We start from the raw sequence: 17,993 nt of genomic DNA on the forward strand, positions 1-17,993 counted from the left end.
GGCGTAAAACTGCGACCCTGTTCCCGGATCTGCTTTGTCATGTCGCAAGCCACCACCAAGCTCAACGCCTTCCCCGTCTTCATGCGGGTCGAGGGCGAAGCCGTGGCCATTGTCGGCGGCGGCGAGGAGGCTTTGGCCAAGGCGCGGCTGATCGCCCAGTCGAGCGCGGTCCTGCACATCATCGGTGGGGATGCCGAACCGGATCTGTTGGCCTTCATCGCCGAGACGGGCGCGAACCATATGCCCGGCGCGTATGATGCTTCGCAGCTTGAAGGCGCCGTGATGGTGTTTGCCGCCAGCGGCGACGAGGCGCTCGACCGTCGCGTCGCCGCCGACGCGCGCCGGCTGGGCATTCCCGTCAATGCCGTCGACCGGCCGGACCTCTGTGATTTCTTTACTCCGGCGCTGGTCAACCGCGCACCGGTCGCCGTGGCGATCGGTACCGAAGGCGCGGGCCCCGTGCTTGCCCAGATGCTGCGCAGCCGCATCGACCGCATGCTGTCGCCCTCGCTCGGACCACTGGCAGCGCTTGCGGCGTCGTTCCGCAATGCCGCCGAGAGATTGCCCAGGGGCAATGTACGTCGCCGTTTCTGGAGCGACTTCTTCGGCGGAGCGCCAGCACGCGCCGTCGAGGCCGGCGAATTTTCACAGGCGCGCGAAGCCGCCACCGATTTGCTGTTGTCCGACGCGCCCATTCGCGGCCACATCGCCCTGGTGGGCGCCGGTCCCGGCGCCGAGGACCTCCTGACCCTGCGGGCGCATCGTCTGCTGATGGAGGCCGATGTCATCGTCCATGACGCGCTGGTGCCGGAGGCGATCGTCGCCATGGGCCGCCGCGATGCCGAGCGCCTGCCGGTGGGAAAGCGCAAGGGCTGCCATACCAAGAGCCAGGCCGAAATCAATGCGCTGCTGGTGGATCTCGGCCGTCAGGGCAAGCGCGTCGTGCGGCTGAAATCGGGCGATCCGCTGGTGTTCGGCCGCGCCGGCGAGGAGATGGCCGCGCTTCGTGACGCCGGCATCGCCTATGAGGTGGTTCCAGGCGTCACAGCGGCCTTTGCCGCTGCCGCCGATTTCGAACTGCCGTTGACGCTGCGCGGCGTTTCCTCCTCGATGGTGTTCACCACCGGCCACGATCTCAAGGGCAATTCACTGCCGGATTGGGCCAAGCTCGCGATTTCCGGCGCTACCGTTGCCGTCTACATGGGCCGCTCGGTCGCGGCCGAAGTTGCTGGCCGGCTGATCGAGGCGGGCTTGTCGCCGGACACGGCGGTCGCCGTGGTCGAGAATGCCAGCCTGGCCAATCGCCGACGCTTCCACGGCACGCTTGCCGACCTGCCGTCGCTGGAAGCGCGCGCCGATCTGTCGGGCCCGGTCATGACCATCATCGGCGACGCCGTCGCCGGCGCCAATTTCGAGCAGTCCGAGCCGCTCGCGGCACACAGGCACGAGAGCGTGCCCGTAGCAGCCGCCGAGGGAGTTCAGCCATGAAGATACTGACCGCCAATCGCCTCGGCGACGGCATTGCCGTGTGGTACGCCGATGGCGGCTGGGCCGAGACGGTGGACCATGCGGACCTTGCCCACGACAAGGCGGCCGAGGATCGGCTGGAGGCGATCGGCGCCAAGGCCCATGCCGACAATGAAGTGGTCGACGTCAATCTGATCGACGCGGACATCGTCGACGGCGTTGTCGAGCCGGTGCGGCTGCGCGAGAAGATCCGCGCCGCCGGCCCGACCATCCGCAACGACCTCGGCAAGCAGGCCGAGCGGGCGGCATAGCCAGGACACCAGGTGAACGGGCGGACGCGCCCTGAAAGACGAAGCATGTATCGTTACGATGAGTTCGACCACGATTTTGTCCAGGCCCGCGTCGCCGAGTTCAGCGACCAGGTCGAGCGCCGGCTGTCCGGCGAGATCACCGAGGACCAGTTCCGGCCGCTCCGGCTGATGAACGGTGTCTATCTGCAGCTGCACGCCTACATGCTGCGCATCGCGGTGCCCTACGGCACGCTGAACGGCAAGCAGTTGCGCATGCTCGGCCACATCGCCCGCAAATACGATAAGGGCTACGGCCATTTCACCACGCGCCAGAACATCCAGTTCAACTGGCCGGCGCTGTCGGACATTCCGGCAATTCTGGCGGACCTGGCCAGCGTGGAGATGCACGCCATCCAGACCAGCGGCAACTGCATCCGCAATGTCACCGCCGATCATTTTGCCGGGGCTGCCGCCGACGAGGTCGCCGATCCGCGTCCCTATGCGGAAATCCTGCGGCAGTGGTCTTCGGTGCATCCGGAATTCTCGTTCCTGCCGCGCAAGTTCAAGATCGCGGTGACGGGAGCCGAGCGCGATCGCGCCGCCATCCAGACGCACGATATCGGCCTGCACCTGAAGAAGAACGCCGCCGGCGAACTCGGCTTCGCCGTCTATGTCGGTGGTGGCCAGGGCCGCACGCCGATGGTGGCGAGGAAGATCCGCGACTTCTTGCCCGAAGCCGACCTTCTCTCCTACTGCACGGCGATCCTGCGCGTTTACAATCTCTATGGCCGCCGCGACAACAAGTACAAGGCGCGCATCAAGATCCTGGTCCACGAGACCGGCGCCGAGGAAATCACCCGCCAGGTCGAGGCCGAGTGGCAGGAATTGAAGGACGCGGAGCTGAAGCTGCCCGAGGCGGACATCCGCGCGATCGAGGCCTATTTCGCACCGCCGGCGCTGACCGGGCGGCCGGACGGCGACGCTGCCGTCAAGGTGGCGCGGCTGGATTCCAAGGGCTTCTCGGACTGGCTCGACCAGAACGTGGTGACGCACCGCCACCCTGACTACGCGGCGGTGACGATCTCGCTCAAGGGTATCGGCGAGGTGCCGGGCGATGCGACCGACAGCCAGATGGAAGCGGTCGCCGACATTGCCGAGAAATATGCCTTCGACGAGCTTCGCGTCAGCCACGAGCAGAACCTGATCCTGCCGCATGTGGCGCGTGCCGACCTCAAGGCGGTCTATGACGCGCTGGTCGACATCGGGCTGGCGACGGCTAATTCCAACCTGATCTCGGACATCATCTCGTGCCCGGGCCTCGATTATTGCGCACTGGCGACGGCACGCTCGATCCCGATCGCACAGGAAATCTCGCGCCGCTTCGCCTCGCTGGAGCGGCAGCGCGAGATCGGCGAATTGAAGCTGAAGATCTCCGGCTGCATCAATGCCTGCGGCCACCACCATGTCGGCCATATCGGCATCCTCGGTGTCGAGAAGAAGGGCTCCGAACTCTACCAGGTGACATTGGGCGGTTCGGCCGACGAGAACACTTCGGTCGGCGAGATCATCGGCCGTGGCTTCTCTTCGGAAGAAATCACCGACGCCATCGAGCAGATCGTCGACACCTATCTCGGCCTTCGGCTCAACCCTCAGGAAAAATTCATCGACGCCTACCGCCGTGTCGGTCCCGCGCCGTTCAAGGAGGCGCTCTATGCTGGCGAAGCCAAGGCCGCTTGACCATATTGCCGAGGTCGATGACGGCATCGCCGCCAAAGCGGCGGGGTTTGACGCGCTCTACGGTCATCTCAGCCCGATCGACATCATCGAACGATCGGCCAATGATCTGTTTCACGACGAGATCGCCGCCGTGTCTTCGTTCGGCGCGGATTCGGCGGTACTGCTGCATATGATCGCCAAGATCGACCGCACGCTGCCGGTCATCTTCCTCGATACCGGCAAGCATTTCGAGGAGACGCTCGGCTATCGCGACGCGCTGGTCGCCGATTTCGGATTGACTAACATCCGGGTGATCAAGCCGGACGAAGCGGCGCTCGAACGGATCGACCCGACCGGCAATCTGCACCAGAACAACACCGATGCCTGCTGCGACGTACGCAAGGTCGAGCCGCTGGCGCGTGGCGTCGCACCCTTCCGCGCCTGGTTCACGGGCCGCAAACGCTTCCAGGCCTCGACACGGGCCGCACTTCCGGTGTTCGAGGCGGTCGGGCCTCGCATCCGCATCAATCCGCTGGCGCACTGGACGACGTCGGACCAGGCCGACTACATGCGCGCGCATGCGCTGCGCGAAAACCCACTGGTCGCCTATGGTTATCTGTCGATTGGCTGCTTTCCCTGCACGCAGCCGGTGCAGCCGGGCGAGGATGCGCGCAGCGGCCGCTGGGCCGGCCACGCCAAGACCGAGTGCGGCATTCACCTGTCGGGACTGGAAGTGTCGCTGACCGACGCATCACTATAGGGTATGTTGCCATTCAGGTGAGGCCGGGCTGCAAACGGCGGCTTCCTGCGCTTCCGGTGCTCACGGACTTCAAGTACGTTCCGCTCCGGTTCTCGCAAGCCGCCGTTTTCGACACAGCCTGACCTGAATTTCAACACACGCTCGAACTCTTCGAATTTTAGGAATTTTGATGACTGGACCGACGACACCGGAGACACGGCTCTGGACCCCGGAGGGTTTTCGCGAGGACGAGTGGAGCCATGCCGAGAGCGCCGACGCGCTTTCCGGCAATGGCCGATTCATCCTGCCGCTGCAGGCGTTCCTCGATCTCGACCCGGAGGTGCGCCGCTCGGCGAAGGAGCGGCTCGGCGTCGTGCTGCAGCCCGGCGACCAGCTCGAGAAGATCGCCGACCTGCTCGATCAGCTGTCGCTGGTGGCGCTGGCCTTCCCGGCTTTCGGCGACGGCCGCTCCTTCTCAAAGGGCGAACTGCTGCGCAGCCGTTATCATTTCACGGGCGCGCTGCGTGCCACCGGGCAGGTCTTGGTCGACCCGTTGCCGCACATGCTGCGGCTTGGCTTCGATGAATTCGAGATCTCGAATCCAGTGCTCATGAAGCGCCTGGAAGAAGGCCGCACCGGCGGGTTGGGGCTTTATTACCAGCCGGCCGCCATAACGGAGACCAAGGGACCGAAATATTCCTGGCGGCGCCTTCGCAACAGCTGACGCTTTTTCTAGCAAGGTCGAAGGCCTCTACTCCAAAAAACTGGTCGTACCAATTGTGCGATTTGCACTTTTCCTCCCGGCATCTTGCTCTTAGGATATCGCTGTTATTTCGCAACCCGAAATAAATGGCCACAAAGGGAGGAACCGGGAATGGCTGGCAAGAAGATATTGATGCTCGTTGGCGAGTTCAGCGAGGAATACGAGATTTTCGTCTTTGAACAGGCCATGCATGCCGTCGGCCATACCGTGCATGTCGTTTGCCCGGACAAGAAGGCGGGCGATGTGCTGAAGACATCGCTGCACGATTTCGAAGGCCACCAGACCTACACCGAGAAGCCCGGACACGATTACATCCTCAACAAGACGTTTTCCGAGGTTGATCCGGCCCAGTACGATGCCGTCTACGCGGCGGGCGGGCGCGGTCCCGAATACATCCGTATCGACAAGCGGGTGCAGGCGCTGGTGCGGCACTTCCATGAGACAGGCAAGCCGATCTTCACCATCTGCCATGGCGTGCAGATCCTGATCGCGGTCGACGGCGTGGTGCGGGGCAGGGAAGTGGCGGCGCTTCACTATTGCGAGCCGGAAGTCACGCTGGCCGGCGGCATCTATATCGACGTCGCGCCGAACGGGGCCCATGTCGACGGCAATCTCGTTTCGGCCAAGGGCTGGCCGGGCCTGTCCAATTTCATCCGCGAATGCCTGAAGGTGCTGGGCACGGAGATCCGCCATGGCCAGATCCTGATGCGCGACGAGCGGCAAGCGGCCTGAGAAAGGTTTGGGAAATACCGCCGCGCTGGCGCGGCGGTATGCTCTACGCCGCCATCCGCGCTTCGCGGAACGACACCAGTTTGTGGCTGCTTTCGTCCCACAAGGCCAGTTTGACGCAGCGCAGGCTCTCGAGGAGCGTGACGCGGCCGATGCCGCGCAGCTCGGGATAATCCCGCAGCACTTCCTGCAGCCGGTAGCCGGGCACCTTGGCGGAGAGGTGGTGGACGTGGTGAACGCCGATATTGCCGGTGAACCAGTTCAGCACCGGCGGGAGGTCGTAATAGGACGAGCCGTGCAGGGCGGCGCGCTGGAACTCCCATTCCTCATCCTTCGCCCATTCGGTCTCCTCGAACTGGTGCTGGACATAGAACAGCCAGATGCCGGCCGAACCGGCGAGAATGACGATCGGCAGATGGACGATCAGGAACGCGCCGGGACCGATGACCCAGATGAGGATGGCCGCGGCAAGCGCGATGCCAAGATTGGTGGTCATTGACGACACCCAGGGCGTCAGGCCGCCACGCATCATGCCGATAGGCAGCCTTTGCGAGAAGATGAACAGCCAGATCGGCCCCAGGCCGAACATCACCAGGGGATGACGGTAGAGGCGATAAGCCAGGCGACCCCGCCAGGACATCCGCCGGTATTCGGCGACGGTCAGCGTCCTGATGTCGCCCATGCCGCGTTCGTCGAGATTGCCGGCGCTGGCATGATGGGTGGCATGGGCACGCCGCCAGCAGTCGTAGGGCGTCAGCGTCAGGATGCCCAGTGCGCGGCCGATCCAGTCATCGGCGATGCGATTGGCAAAGAAGGAGCCATGGCCGCAATCGTGCTGGATCATGAAAATCCGCACCAGGAAGCCGGCCGCGGGCAGGATCAGGACCAGTCCCCACCAATGACCATAGGCATAGGCAGCGGAAGACAGAGCCCACAGCGTGGCGAAAGGAATGAGGGTGATGGCGAGTTCGAGTGTGCTACGCCGCCTGTCAGGCTTCTTGTAGCGCGCCAGGATCTTGAGCCAGGCGCGCTTGCTGTTGGCAGCTGCCTCGGGGGAAATCATGTTCATCAGGAAGCATAGGCAGCGTGTGCCGCCACCGCAAGCCAAGGATCACGCAAAGTTACTGTGCGTAATTGTCGCGTAAAGCCCGGGCGGTCCTACTGCCGTCGCCAGCCGGCGTCGCCATCCTCGACCCGGTCGAGATGCTCGAGCAATTGCTCAAACCGGTCCGGGATGTCAGGTTCGATGCGGAAGGCTGGCAAGGTGCGCAGAAAGCGCGTCACTGCCTCGGCGCCGAACTGGCGCCGAACCTCCGCAGCGAGCCTTTCGCCTTTTTCAAGCTTGTTGCGGGTCATCATTTCAAAAATCCTGCGTCGGCTCCGAAACTCCCCCAGCAGCGGAATGGTTCCCGCATCACCGCCTCGTGGCAAGCAAAGCCGGCAAGTACGGTAAAATTTGAATTAAAATCGAGGCGTCCCCATCGTGCTTTCCTGGTCAGGCCGCAGGCGCCTGCGGTCGCTTTCCCCTTGATTTTTGGCCTGCGAACCTCGATATCGGGCACAAAATCCATACCATTCGAGATGACGGGAAACGGCGATGAGCGACCAGGCAAAAGACGAACGCACGCCCAATGAAGCCGAGGCGGCCGAGGCCAATGCCGAGCGCACGGAAGGCAGCACCGATGGCGACTACGAAGCGCTTGTACGGCTGCTGAAGGAAAATGAAGAACTGAAGGACCGCGCGCTGCGGGTCGCGGCCGAGATGGAAAACCTGCGCCGCCGCACCGCGCGCGACGTGCATGACGCGCGCACTTATGCGGTGGCGAATTTCGCCCGCGACATGCTGTCGGTGTCGGACAATCTGCGCCGCGCCCTGGATGCCATTCCGGCCGAGGCCAAGGCATCGGGGGATGCCGGCTTCAAGGCGCTGATCGAAGGCGTCGACCTGACCGAGCGCGCCATGCTGTCGGCGCTGGAGCGGCATGGGGTCAAGAAACTCGCTCCCGAGGGCGAGAAGTTCGATCCCAATTTCCACCAGGCAATGTTTGAAGTGCCCAATCCCGATGTTCCGGCCAACACCGTGGTCCAGGTCGTGCAGCCGGGCTATTCGATCGGCGAGCGGGTGCTGCGCCCGGCCATGGTCGGCGTCGCCAAGGGTGGTCCGAAAATCGCCGCCGACGCGCCGGTCGAGCCAGGGCCGGTCAATGAGCAGGCCGAGAAGGATGCGTGATTAGTGGGGTAGCGATAGAGAGTTGTGAGTAGCAAGGACTGGGCCGGGTAGGCGCCTGCTTCGCCAATTGCCATTCACTACTGACTACTTCACTACTCACTCCATGAACCCGATCGCCCTCCTCGACTATGCCGGCGTTGCGGTCTTCGCGGCGACGGGGGCGTTGGCGGCGTCGCGCAAACAGCTCGACATTATCGGCTTCCTGTTCCTGGCCAGCGTCACCGGCATCGGCGGCGGCACGCTTCGCGACGTCATCCTCAATCTGCCGGTTTTCTGGGTCGCCAACTCTAGCTACGTGCTGATTTGCGCGGCGGCCGCTGTGCTGGTTTTCTTTGCCGCGCACCGTATCGAATCCCGCTGGAAATGGCTGCTCTGGCTCGACGCCATCGGGCTGGCCGCTTTTTCGGTGATGGGTGCGGCCAAGGGACTGGCCATTACCGGTTCGCCGGTCGTCTCCGTCATCACCGGCGTGCTCACCGCCACGTCCGGCGGCATCCTGCGCGATCTGCTGGCCGGCGAACCCTCGGTGCTGCTGAGGCCGGAAATCTATGTTACGGCCGCTCTCACGGGCGCTGCCATCTTCACGGCTGGCGACGTCACAGGATTGCCGCCGATCGTTTCAGAGCTGGCCGGCTTCGCCGCGGCGTTCGCGGTGCGCGGCGGCGCGCTCCGTTTCGGCTGGACCTTTCCAGCCTACAAGAGCCGGCCCGGCCGGCGGCCGGAAGACATTCCGTGAGGAGAGGGAGTAGGGGAGTGGTCAGTAGTCGCCGAAGCGCGAATCGTGTCGTCTTGACTACTGACTACTGCCTAATCGCTCACGCGGCGAAGCGCTGCGCTTCCCCGCCATAATAGTTGACGTAGCGGGCACCGATCTCCTTGACCGGCATCACGACGAAAATGTCGACCGTGGAGAATTCGCGGTCGATGACGCAACCATCGCCGATGCGAGCGCCGACCCGCAGATAGCCCTTGACCAGAGGCGGCATCGCCGCGATCGCCGCCTTGGTGTTGACCGCCTCGATCGGCATCAGGTCCATGGAGCAATAGCGCCCGGACACAGCGCGCACGTCCCAGGCCGAGTTGGTGCGGCAGTGATGGGCAAGATAAGTGAGCGCCTCCGCATGCGCGGCCGGCACGGTGCCATGGAACGAGGCGCAGCCGGTCATCACCCCGATCTCGTAGTGATTGATGTAGGCCCAGATGCCTTGCCATAGCGCTTCGATGGTGCGCTTCGAACGGTATTCCGGCAAGACACAGGAACGGCCGAGTTCAAGGAAGCGCTGGCTGGGATGGCGGGCGATGAGCTTGGTCAGCTCGAATTCGCCTTCGGAATAGAAGCCTCCGGCGGTTGCCGCGATTTCTTGCCGCAGCAACCGATAGGTGCCGACGATGCGACGGTGCTCAGGGCCGGAAAGCGTGGTGTCGAGGACGAGCAGATGGTCGCAGAGCGGGTCGAAGCGGTCGGCATCGCGGCGGTCCTGCGCCTGGAACAGATCCTTCCTGGCGCCAAGCTCGTCATAGAATACACGGTAACGCACTTCCTGCGCGGCCGCGATCTCGGCCTCGTTGCGGGCGAGCCGCACTTCGAGATTGCCGATACGGCCGAGCGCCGCACCCTTTATGACGGAATCGACATTACGTCCGGCGAGCAAGGCGCTGCTGGCGTTCGGCCGAGTGTCACATTCCGGCATAACTGTATGCACGAGTGATTCTCCTTCGAGCCATCCCTCTTGGCACGGGGATACGGTGTAGGTGCAACAGGATTGTGACAGTACCGTGATACGGCGTCGCGGGCAATACTTCGTCGGCTGGCGAAAACGGTCAACCGGCTACGTTGCGTCACAAGACCCCAGGCGCGTCGCGTTCGCGGGCGCCGAAATGGGCTGGTTTTTGGCGGCCTTGACCAGCCACGCACCCCGGAAAAAGCTGGCTCAAGCGGCGACCTGGCCCTCGACGGCACTGACCAGCGCATCGGGGTCGAGCGGCTTGGTGACGAAGCCGCTGGCGCCGTGGGCGAGCACCGCATGGCGGGTCTTTTCCTGGCTGTCGGCCGACAGCACCATGATCGGCACCGGCGGCACGGAGGCCTCCTCTTCATGGCGGCGGATCGCGGCAATGGCGTCCAGTCCGTCCATGACGGGCATATGAAGATCCATCAGAACCACGTCGAAGCGGTGCTTGTGGCCGGCACCGGTGACCGCCTCGACGGCGGCCTTGCCGTTGCCGACCACCTTGACGCGATGCCCGGCCTTCAACAGCGTCGCGCGGGCCAGCATGGCATTGATGTCGTTGTCCTCGGCGATCAGCACGGACAGGCCCTGCTGGCGTTCGCCTGAGGCACGAAGCGCCGGTGCGCGGCGTTTTTCCGGCTGCGGCTGGGCCAGGACCGGTGCGTGGCTGCTCAAAAGGACACGCAAAAGTGTTCCTCCGCGCACTGGCCGGGCAAGGAAAGTCGCGTAGCCGCTGGCACGAAACTCGCCCAGCATGCCGCGGTCGGTGGGTGCGATCAGCGTGACGGCTTCGCAATCGGAAAACCCATGCTGGCGAAGCCGCTTGAGCAGCCTTCCGTCACTCTCTTCCATGGCCGCGTCGACCAGAAGCACGTCGCAGCCGTCGGCAAAGGATGCGGCCTGAGCCACGGTGGTGGCGATTCCGGCCGCGCCGCCATTGGAGCGGATGGTGCGGGCGATGGCGTCGGCCTCGACGGTGTTCTTGGATACGATCACGGCGCGTCGCCCGGCAAGCGCGTTCAACCGGCCCTGCGGCGGCTCGGTGGCTGATGTGGCGGGAATCTCGAAGACGAATTCCGATCCCTGGCCAAGCCGGCTGGAAACCGAAATCGTGCCGCCCATGGCGGCCACCAGGCGCTTGGAGATGGCAAGTCCCAGTCCAGCACCGCCATGTGTGCGCGTCGAGGTGCCGTCGGCCTGCTCGAACTCCTCGAAGATGCGCTCCATGTCCTCGTCGCGCAGGCCGGGACCGGTATCGGCGATGGTGAAGCAGATGCGGTCGCTGGTCTCGGTTCGGGCGCGCGCTACGCTGACCAGCACGCCGCCACTGTCGGTGAACTTGATGGCGTTGCCGATGAGGTTGAGCAGCACCTGCCTGACCCGGCCCGGATCGGCGGTGATCAATTGCGGCACATCCGGTTCGACATGGCAGCCAAGGCCAATGCTCTTGGCGAAGGCGCGCGCGGCCATCAATTCGATGATGTTGTCGGCGATCTCGCGCACCGACATGGGCTGCGGTTCGGGATCGAAGCGTCCGGCCTCGATCTTGGAATAATCGAGCAAGTCCTCGATCAGCGCAAGCAAGGCGCTGGCCGAGGTCGAGATGGCGCCGACATAGGTCTGCTGCTCCGGCGAAAGGCTGGTGTCGGCGAGCAGCCTGGCCATGCCCATGATGCCGTTCATCGGCGTACGGATCTCATGGCTGACGGTGGCGAGGAAGCGCGACTTGGCCTGGCTCGCGAACTCGGCCCGCTCGCGCGCGGTGATCATGGACGATTCAGCGCGTTTGCGTGCTGTGATGTCGCGGGCGATGGCTCGATGCGAAACGGCACCGCTGTCCTTTTCGCGCACCGACAGCTCGATCCAGGAGAACCAGCGCGGGCCTGTCGGCGTGCGGATGGCAACGTCGGTGGAACTCAGGCATTCATGGTCGGAGAAAGCCGCATCGGGAACGATGCCGACCTCGATGCCGAGTTCGGCCAACGTCTTGCCGGCAAGATCGCGCGGATCGGTTTCGACGAGGTCGGCGAACACCTTGTTGGCGTAGACGATGTAGCCGTCGCGGTCGCGATGGATGACGAGATCGCCGAGCGCGTCGATGAGACCGCGAAAGCGCTCCTCGCTTTCCTGCATCTCCCACATGCGGTCGGCCAGCGTCTCGATCTCGGCGCGGTTACGGGCGGTGGTTTCGTCGAGCAGGACGGCAGTGCGGCGTACGCTGCGTCTGGCGCGCAGATGCATGGCCAGGCCAGCAAGGCCGGTTGCCAGCAAGGCAAGGCTGATGAAGACTGGCGCCCCGGTCAGGGATGAGAGGCCGGCCAGCAGCATGACGGCAACGAAGGTCAGGACCGGCAGCCCTTCGCGCTTGGCCGGTTGCTGATCAGGGACCAGCGGCGGCGCGGCGATAAACCGCCGCGCCGATACCTGCGGTTGCGCCGATGCCGCATCGATGTCGTCGCCGGCGTCGGCCTGTTGGCTGTCGGATTCCGCGATCATGCGAAATCCTTTGCCAGACAGAGATTATGGAAAATTGCGGGGGATCGTTCGAATTTTAGCGGATCGGGCGTTTTTGGCCCGGCGGCGACGGATTTGCCAGCCAATGTGGCAATTCCGCCCGGCGCCTGCCACCCCTGAACCGGGTCACATGTCGACGACGACGCGGCCGCGGATCTTGCCGTCGACGATGTCGTGTGCCGCACCGATGATGCCGTCGAAGCCGATGGTCGTGGACAGGCTGGCGAGCTTGTCCACATCGAGATCGGAGCCGATGCGCCGCCAGGCCTCGAGGCGCACGGCTTTCGGCGCCATCACCGAATCGATGCCGAGCAGGGAGACGCCGCGCAGGATGAAGGGGGCGACACTCGACGGAAGATCCATGCCGCCGGCCAGGCCGCAGGCCGCGACCGCGCCGCCATAGGAGGTCATCGACAGCACATTGGCCAGCGTGTGGCTGCCGACCGAATCGATGCCGCCGGCCCAGCGCTCCTTGGCCAACGGCTTGGCGGGTTGGTTGAGCGCGTCGCGCGATATCACCTCGGCGGCGCCGAGGTTGATCAGATAGGGGCTTTCGGCGTTGCGGCCGGTTGACGCGATGACATGGTAGCCGAGGCTGGACAGGATCGAGACCGCGACCGAACCGACGCCGCCGGCAGCACCCGTCACCACGACAGGTCCGCGCTCAGGCAGGATGCCGTGCCGCTCCAGCGCCATGACGCAGAGCATGGCCGTGTAGCCGGCGGTGCCGACCGCCATGGCATCATGCGCGCTCATGCCTTCCGGCAGGGGCACCAGCCAGTCGCCCTTGACGCGGGCGCGCCCGGCATAGGCGCCGAAATGGGTTTCGCCAACACCCCAGCCATTCAGGATGACCTTGTCGCCCTTGCGCCAGTCGGGATTGGAAGAAGAGATGACGGTGCCTGCAAGGTCGATGCCCGGCACCAGCGGCCATCGACGGATCACCGGCGCCTTGCCCGATATCGCCAGTCCATCCTTGTAGTTCACCGTCGTCGCCTCGACCGCGATGGTGACGTCGCCCTCCATCAGATCGGCGTCGGTGAGATCGGTCACGGCGACCGACTGTTTTTTCTCGGCATCGCGCGAAACGAGGATGGCTTTGAAGGTTTCGGTCATCTTTTTCTCCGCGAACTTGCTCGGCGTGACTGTGCGGCGATGGCCGCGCGGGGTCAATCCTCGGAAGGCTTGGCGTTCGGAGGCGTGGGTTCACGCCGCCAGCCGATGAGTTCGTCGAAGACGACCAGGGCCGCGCCCACCGAAATGAAGGCATCGGCAAGGTTGAAGACGGCGAAGGACCAGACCGGCGTGTGGAACAGGATGTAATCGATGACGTGGCTATAGACGGCGCGGTCGATCAGATTGCCCAGCGCGCCGCCGATGATCAGGGCAAAGCCGGTGCGGGCGATGACATGGCCCGATGGCGTGCGCGTGGCGAGGTAAAGCACGAAAGCGACGACCAGCACCGCGATGACAACCAGGCCGATGTCACCGAAGGAGGAGAACATCGAGAAGGCGATGCCGGTGTTGTAGGTGCGAAACAGCGCCAGGAAGGGCAGGAGGTCGAGCTTTTCCTGGAAGGGCAGTCCGGCTTCGACCCGCGTCTTTATCCACTGGTCGAGCGCGATGGCCACGATGACGAGCAGCGCGTAGGGAGACCATGATTTCACGATTGGGCAACCCTCATTGCTGGTCCGAAATTGGTTCGAGCTTCAGCGCGCCGCGCCGGATCTCGAACAGCATGATGCCGGTGGCGACCGCCAGATTGAGCGAATCGGCACGGCCCGCCTGCGGAATCCTGAGCAGCCTGTCGCAGCTTGCCGCCAGGCTTTCGGGCAGGCCCTGCTGCTCATTGCCCATCATCAGCAGCACCGGCCCGCGGGAAAAATCGACCGAGCGATAGTCGACCGCGCCTTTCAGATGCGTGCCGGCAACCAGCCCTGAAAAGCCGCCACGCCAGGCAAGGAATGCCTCCGTAGTTGCCTTGGCCACCGGGATGGCGAAGATCGACCCCATGGTGGCGCGCACCGTTTCCACCGAAAACGGATCGGTCGTGTCGCCGACCAGGATGACGCCCTTGGCGCCGACGGCATCGACGGTGCGGATGACGGTGCCGAGATTGCCGGGATCGCGCACCCGGTCGAGCGCCACCCAGACATCGCCATTGTCGGCACGGATGTCCTTCAGGGCCAGGAATTTCTGCGAGAAGACGCCGACCACCATTTGCGGATTGTCGCGGCGGGTGATGGCGACAAGCACCTTTTCCGATACTTCGAGCACGGTGCCGCCGGCGGCGACGGTGCGTGCCGCGACCTTTTCCACGGCCGCGTTGCCGCGTCCGGCCTTGGCGAAAACCAACGTCCTTATCTGCCAGCCCAAGTCGAGCGCATCGATGACCAGCTTCAGCCCCTCGGCCATGAAGGCGTTCTGCTGGTCGCGGAATTTCTTCAAGGCAAGAGCCTTGATGTCCTTGACCAGCGGATTGGCAAGGCTGGTGACTTCCTTCACCTGACCGGGCGCGCCGGCATGCCGTTCGTTCATGTCAGGCCACCCAGCGCGAAAACAGTGACGTCGAAAGCGCCCGGCCGGCGGACTTTTCACGGATGATCAGCTCACCCGATTCAACCTTGCCGCCCATGCCGGCGAACGTGTCGCGCACCAGAGCGTGGATGGCGAAGAAGGAGGCACGGATCGAATAGGCGGTCAGCACCACGGCAAGCGGTCTTGGGGTCAGGATCGAGCGACAGAGGTCCGTCAGATCGGGAAGATCTTCGAACAATTGCCAGACCTCGCCCTTGGGGCCGCGGCCATAGGCCGGCGGATCGAACAGGATGATGTCGTAGCGGCTGCCGCGACGCTCCTCGCGCTCGGCGAACTTGACCGCGTCGTCGACGATCCAGCGGATCGGCTTGCCGCCAAGTCCGGATATCTCCTGGTTTTCGCGAGCCCAGCCGATCGCCTTCTTCGAGGCGTCGACATGGGTGACCTCGGCGCCGGCGCGCGCCGCCACCAGCGAGGCAAGGCCGGTATAGCCGAACAGGTTGAGTACCTTGACTGGCCGCCTGGCGGCCGCGATCAGCCCGGCCATATAGTCCCAGTGCGACGCCTGCTCGGGAAAGACGCCGACATGGCGAAACGAGGTGAAGCGGCCGAGATAGTCGATGCCGTCATGCTTCATCGGCCAGGTTTCGCCGAGCGGCGTCCTGGGAAAACGCCAGCGACCGATGCCTTCCTCGTCGGTGTCACCGGTGAAGATCGCGTCGGCACGCTCCCAGTCCTTTGCCGGCAGAGCTTTCTGCCAGATGGCCTGGCCCTCGGGCCGCACGATGCGGTAGGGGCCATATTGTTCAAGCTTTTGTCCAGCGCCGCTGTCGAGCAGCGCGTAATCCGCGTTGGGTGCCACTTCGAGGATTACCGGAAGTTGCTCAGCGGGCAGGACGCCGTCGCGACGGGCAAGGTTGCGGGGCGTGGATTTCGGTGCGGGCTGGTCCGGCTTCAGGTCTTGCCGCGGCCTGACCTCCGGCCTGGCCACGCCGCGACCTTCCGGTGGACGCGATTGCGCGGCTTCGCCTTTACCCGGCTGGTGCGGGCGGCCGTCGCGGCGTTTGTCGCGAAAAGACTTCAAGAGACAGCTTCTCCGGCGGTTCGGCCCGCTTCTGCCACAGCTATGCCCATCGGCGCAACAAACCCGCGCGACATTGCGACTGCGCGATTGGGGCGATTGGGGCAATTGCGGCGATTGCGGATGGCTTAGCCGCCACGCCCGATCGAAAGCAGTGCGACAACCAGCGAAACGAAGCCGGCAGCCTTGGCCGCCGTGACGGCCATGTGGCCGGTTTCCCAGCGCAGCCGTATGGCGTCGAAATTGTCTGGAATCGGCCCTGGCACCCAGGTGGCGAGAACTTTATTGGCCGGTTTGACGAGAACGAACCAAAGTACGAGGGATAGCGCATAGAGCAAGGTGGCGGCGAGTGCGAACCAGAACGCCGACCGATCTTGGCGCAGCAGCCACGCCAGCAGTCCCGGGCAGATGACTGCCGCGACATCCAGCGGCGCGCCAATGATTGCGAAGAGCAGGAATTGGCCGTTGAAAACGGTGGCCTCGCGCCAAAGCGCCGGGGACCATCGGGTGAGCCGGGGCGCCGATTCCAGAACGTGGGCGAAAGACGGTCCGAGGCTGAGTGCGGCGACCATGGTGGCCAAGACAGACCAGAACAGCAGGAAGCCATATAGTCGCATGACGCAACAACGGTTCCGGGCCGAAGCCGTTCCGAACGGCCGCACTTGCCATTGCCGCGGCCCCAGCCCTATCGTTTGGCACTCCGGCACTGCGGGCCGATTAGCGGGCAAGCGTTGGCCGACGGACAACTGGCCAATTAGGAACAGAAATGAGCGCGTATTGGATCGCCGTGGCGTCGGCCGAACATGTCCGGCGCGGCCGCAAGGGCGGCTTCATGCAGGTCAACCATGGCAAGGCGGCACCGCTGCGCCGCGTCAGGCCCGGTGATGGCATTGTCTATTATTCGCCGACCACGGTTTTGGGGGAGAAAGACGGTCTGCAGGCGTTCACAGCGATCGGCATGGTGCGGGAAGGAGACCCCTATCAAGGCGACATGGGCGGCGGCTTCACGCCGTTCCGTCGCGATGTCGACTGGGCGCAGGCACAGGAAACGCCGATCAAGCCATTGCTTGAGAGGCTGGAGTTCACCTCAGGCAAATCGAACTGGGGTTACCCGTTGCGCTTTGGCTTGTTCCCGATCAGCGTGGCAGATTTCGCTTTGATCGCGGAGACGATGGGCGCCAAACTCGCTTCGACTAGCCCCTGAGCGCCTTGTAGACGGCAATGCCGGCCGCCAAGTCCTCCAGCGCGGCACCGACCGACTTGAACAGCGTAATCTCGTCCGGGCTGCCGCGACCTTCCTTTTGGCCGCGCGCCAGTTCGTGCAGGTCGGCGACGATGGCTTGTGGTTTCAGCACGCCTGAGGCCAGTGGCTGGACGATGTCGCCGGCTTCCTTGGTGGCGCCGGCGCGGGTGTCGACATAGACGCGGGCGCGCATGATCGCGTCGTCATCGCTTTCGCGCATCGCAGGCGTAAAGCCGCCGACCAGGTCGACATGGGTTCCCGGCCGCAGCAACGTGCCCTTGATCAGCGGCGTGGTGGTGATTGTCGCCGAGGAGACGATGTCGGCCTGGCCAAGCTCGGCATCGAGATCGGTCGCGGCGCTGGCCGCGAAGCCCTCGGCGCGCAGATCGGCCGCGACTTTCTCGGCGTTGGCCGGGGTGCGGTTCCAGATGCGGATGGTCTTGATTGGCCGCACGGCGCTGTGCGCCTTGGCCAGGAAGGGCGACAGCGCGCCGGCGCCGACCACGAGCAGCCGCGAGGCATCGTCGCGGGCGAGATAGGACGCCGCCAGCGCCGAGGCGCACGCCGTGCGCCACTGCGTCAGCCGCTGGCCGTCGATCAGGGCTTCCGGCTCGCCGGTGCTGCCATCGAGCAAGAGATAGAGCCCCATCACGGCGGGCTTGCCGACGGCGTTGTTGTCGGGCGAGACGGTGACGATCTTGACGCCGATATGGCCGCCGGCGGAACGGCCCGCGGCGTGAAAATCGGTCCATGCGGGCATCAGCAGCAAGGTCGACGCCGCGCCGTCTGGCCTTTCGACCGCGTGATGATGCCTGACCGGCTGCACCGCGCCCTCGCGAAATGCCGTGCGCAATGTCTCGACCAGTCCAGGAAAGGTCAGCGCACGATCGACCTCCGCGGCCGAAATGGTCAGCATGAAAAGCTCCGCGAAAAGAAACGCGCCGACCTGCGGC

General features: G+C 64.5%; 19 protein-coding genes. 9 read left to right on the plus strand and 10 right to left on the minus strand.

The features are described from left to right. Positions 1 to 39 precede the first annotated feature (39 nt). The 6 genes from cysG (at position 40) to FJ943_RS09950 (ending at position 5,707) form a co-directional block, all read left to right on the plus strand. Positions 40 to 1,488: a siroheme synthase CysG gene (cysG, locus tag FJ943_RS09925; RefSeq protein ID WP_140721139.1), complete on the plus strand. Its 1,449-nt coding sequence runs from the start codon at positions 40 to 42 to the stop codon at positions 1,486 to 1,488. Beyond that, positions 1,485 to 1,778 (plus strand): DUF2849 domain-containing protein, encoded by a 294-nt coding sequence (locus tag FJ943_RS09930; protein ID WP_015315695.1) that lies wholly within the window; start codon positions 1,485 to 1,487, stop codon positions 1,776 to 1,778. The genes cysG and FJ943_RS09930 overlap by 4 nt, the downstream gene beginning before the upstream one ends. 45 nt (positions 1,779 to 1,823) lie before the next feature. Next, positions 1,824 to 3,494: a nitrite/sulfite reductase gene (locus tag FJ943_RS09935; RefSeq protein ID WP_015315696.1), complete on the plus strand. Its 1,671-nt coding sequence runs from the start codon at positions 1,824 to 1,826 to the stop codon at positions 3,492 to 3,494. Continuing rightward, on the plus strand, positions 3,469 to 4,233 hold the full coding sequence (locus FJ943_RS09940) for a phosphoadenylyl-sulfate reductase (protein ID WP_140721142.1): 765 nt from the start codon (positions 3,469 to 3,471) through the stop codon (positions 4,231 to 4,233). The genes FJ943_RS09935 and FJ943_RS09940 overlap by 26 nt, the downstream gene beginning before the upstream one ends. Positions 4,234 to 4,402: 169 nt before the next feature. Further along, positions 4,403 to 4,936 (plus strand): DUF934 domain-containing protein, encoded by a 534-nt coding sequence (locus FJ943_RS09945; protein ID WP_140721145.1) that lies wholly within the window; start codon positions 4,403 to 4,405, stop codon positions 4,934 to 4,936. Between the two features lie 150 nt (positions 4,937 to 5,086). Beyond that, positions 5,087 to 5,707 carry a DJ-1/PfpI family protein gene (locus tag FJ943_RS09950; protein WP_015315699.1) on the plus strand — a complete coding sequence of 207 codons (621 nt, stop codon included), beginning with the start codon at positions 5,087 to 5,089 and terminating at the stop codon, positions 5,705 to 5,707. Positions 5,708 to 5,750: 43 nt separating this feature from the next. Here the strand turns inward: FJ943_RS09950 and FJ943_RS09955 are convergent, their stop codons facing one another. Further along, positions 5,751 to 6,773: a fatty acid desaturase gene (locus FJ943_RS09955; RefSeq protein WP_140618886.1), complete on the minus strand. Its 1,023-nt coding sequence runs from the start codon at positions 6,771 to 6,773 to the stop codon at positions 5,751 to 5,753. 89 nt (positions 6,774 to 6,862) lie between these two features. Then, the gene (locus tag FJ943_RS09960) at positions 6,863 to 7,063 is read right to left on the minus strand and encodes a hypothetical protein (protein WP_023781176.1); all 201 of its coding nucleotides are present in this window, start codon (positions 7,061 to 7,063) and stop codon (positions 6,863 to 6,865) included. A 238-nt stretch (positions 7,064 to 7,301) separates the two neighbouring features. Between FJ943_RS09960 and grpE the strand changes: the two genes are divergently transcribed. Continuing rightward, positions 7,302 to 7,934: a nucleotide exchange factor GrpE gene (gene grpE, locus FJ943_RS09965; RefSeq protein WP_015315702.1), complete on the plus strand. Its 633-nt coding sequence runs from the start codon at positions 7,302 to 7,304 to the stop codon at positions 7,932 to 7,934. 103 nt (positions 7,935 to 8,037) lie between these two features. Continuing rightward, a complete protein-coding gene (locus FJ943_RS09970) occupies positions 8,038 to 8,670 on the plus strand; it encodes a trimeric intracellular cation channel family protein (protein WP_140618884.1) in 633 nt (210 codons plus the stop codon). A 79-nt stretch (positions 8,671 to 8,749) separates the two neighbouring features. Here FJ943_RS09970 and FJ943_RS09975 read toward each other — a convergent pair whose 3' ends face one another. From FJ943_RS09975 to FJ943_RS10005, 7 genes are all read right to left on the minus strand, one after another. Beyond that, positions 8,750 to 9,625: a GNAT family N-acetyltransferase gene (locus tag FJ943_RS09975; RefSeq protein WP_041163320.1), complete on the minus strand. Its 876-nt coding sequence runs from the start codon at positions 9,623 to 9,625 to the stop codon at positions 8,750 to 8,752. Between the two features lie 240 nt (positions 9,626 to 9,865). Beyond that, positions 9,866 to 12,160, minus strand: a complete 2,295-nt coding sequence (locus FJ943_RS09980; protein WP_140721149.1) for a PAS domain-containing hybrid sensor histidine kinase/response regulator — start codon at positions 12,158 to 12,160, stop codon at positions 9,866 to 9,868. Between the two features lie 144 nt (positions 12,161 to 12,304). Continuing rightward, complete coding sequence (locus FJ943_RS09985; RefSeq protein WP_140721152.1) at positions 12,305 to 13,294, minus strand: MDR family oxidoreductase; 990 nt, start codon at positions 13,292 to 13,294, stop codon at positions 12,305 to 12,307. Between the two features lie 53 nt (positions 13,295 to 13,347). Beyond that, the gene (gene lspA / locus FJ943_RS09990) at positions 13,348 to 13,845 is read right to left on the minus strand and encodes a signal peptidase II (RefSeq protein WP_015315707.1); all 498 of its coding nucleotides are present in this window, start codon (positions 13,843 to 13,845) and stop codon (positions 13,348 to 13,350) included. Positions 13,846 to 13,858: 13 nt separating this feature from the next. Further along, positions 13,859 to 14,716, minus strand: a complete 858-nt coding sequence (locus tag FJ943_RS09995) for an RNA methyltransferase (protein WP_015315708.1) — start codon at positions 14,714 to 14,716, stop codon at positions 13,859 to 13,861. A gap of 1 nt (position 14,717) precedes the next feature. Beyond that, positions 14,718 to 15,800: a class I SAM-dependent rRNA methyltransferase gene (locus tag FJ943_RS10000; protein ID WP_140721155.1), complete on the minus strand. Its 1,083-nt coding sequence runs from the start codon at positions 15,798 to 15,800 to the stop codon at positions 14,718 to 14,720. Positions 15,801 to 15,925: 125 nt separating this feature from the next. Continuing rightward, the gene (locus FJ943_RS10005) at positions 15,926 to 16,414 is read right to left on the minus strand and encodes a DUF1772 domain-containing protein (protein WP_140721157.1); all 489 of its coding nucleotides are present in this window, start codon (positions 16,412 to 16,414) and stop codon (positions 15,926 to 15,928) included. A gap of 149 nt (positions 16,415 to 16,563) precedes the next feature. Here FJ943_RS10005 and FJ943_RS10010 point away from each other — a divergent pair, with 149 nt between their 5' ends. Then, positions 16,564 to 17,001 (plus strand): EVE domain-containing protein, encoded by a 438-nt coding sequence (locus FJ943_RS10010; protein ID WP_140721160.1) that lies wholly within the window; start codon positions 16,564 to 16,566, stop codon positions 16,999 to 17,001. Here the strand turns inward: FJ943_RS10010 and FJ943_RS10015 are convergent. Beyond that, positions 16,991 to 17,956 carry an ornithine cyclodeaminase family protein gene (locus tag FJ943_RS10015; RefSeq protein ID WP_140721163.1) on the minus strand — a complete coding sequence of 322 codons (966 nt, stop codon included), beginning with the start codon at positions 17,954 to 17,956 and terminating at the stop codon, positions 16,991 to 16,993. The two genes, FJ943_RS10010 and FJ943_RS10015, sit on opposite strands and share 11 nt — an antisense overlap. Positions 17,957 to 17,993: the final 37 nt, after the last annotated feature.

The sequence above is a fragment of the Mesorhizobium sp. B2-3-10 genome (assembly GCF_006442275.1).
GTDB classification, from domain to species: domain Bacteria; phylum Pseudomonadota; class Alphaproteobacteria; order Rhizobiales; family Rhizobiaceae; genus Mesorhizobium; species Mesorhizobium australicum.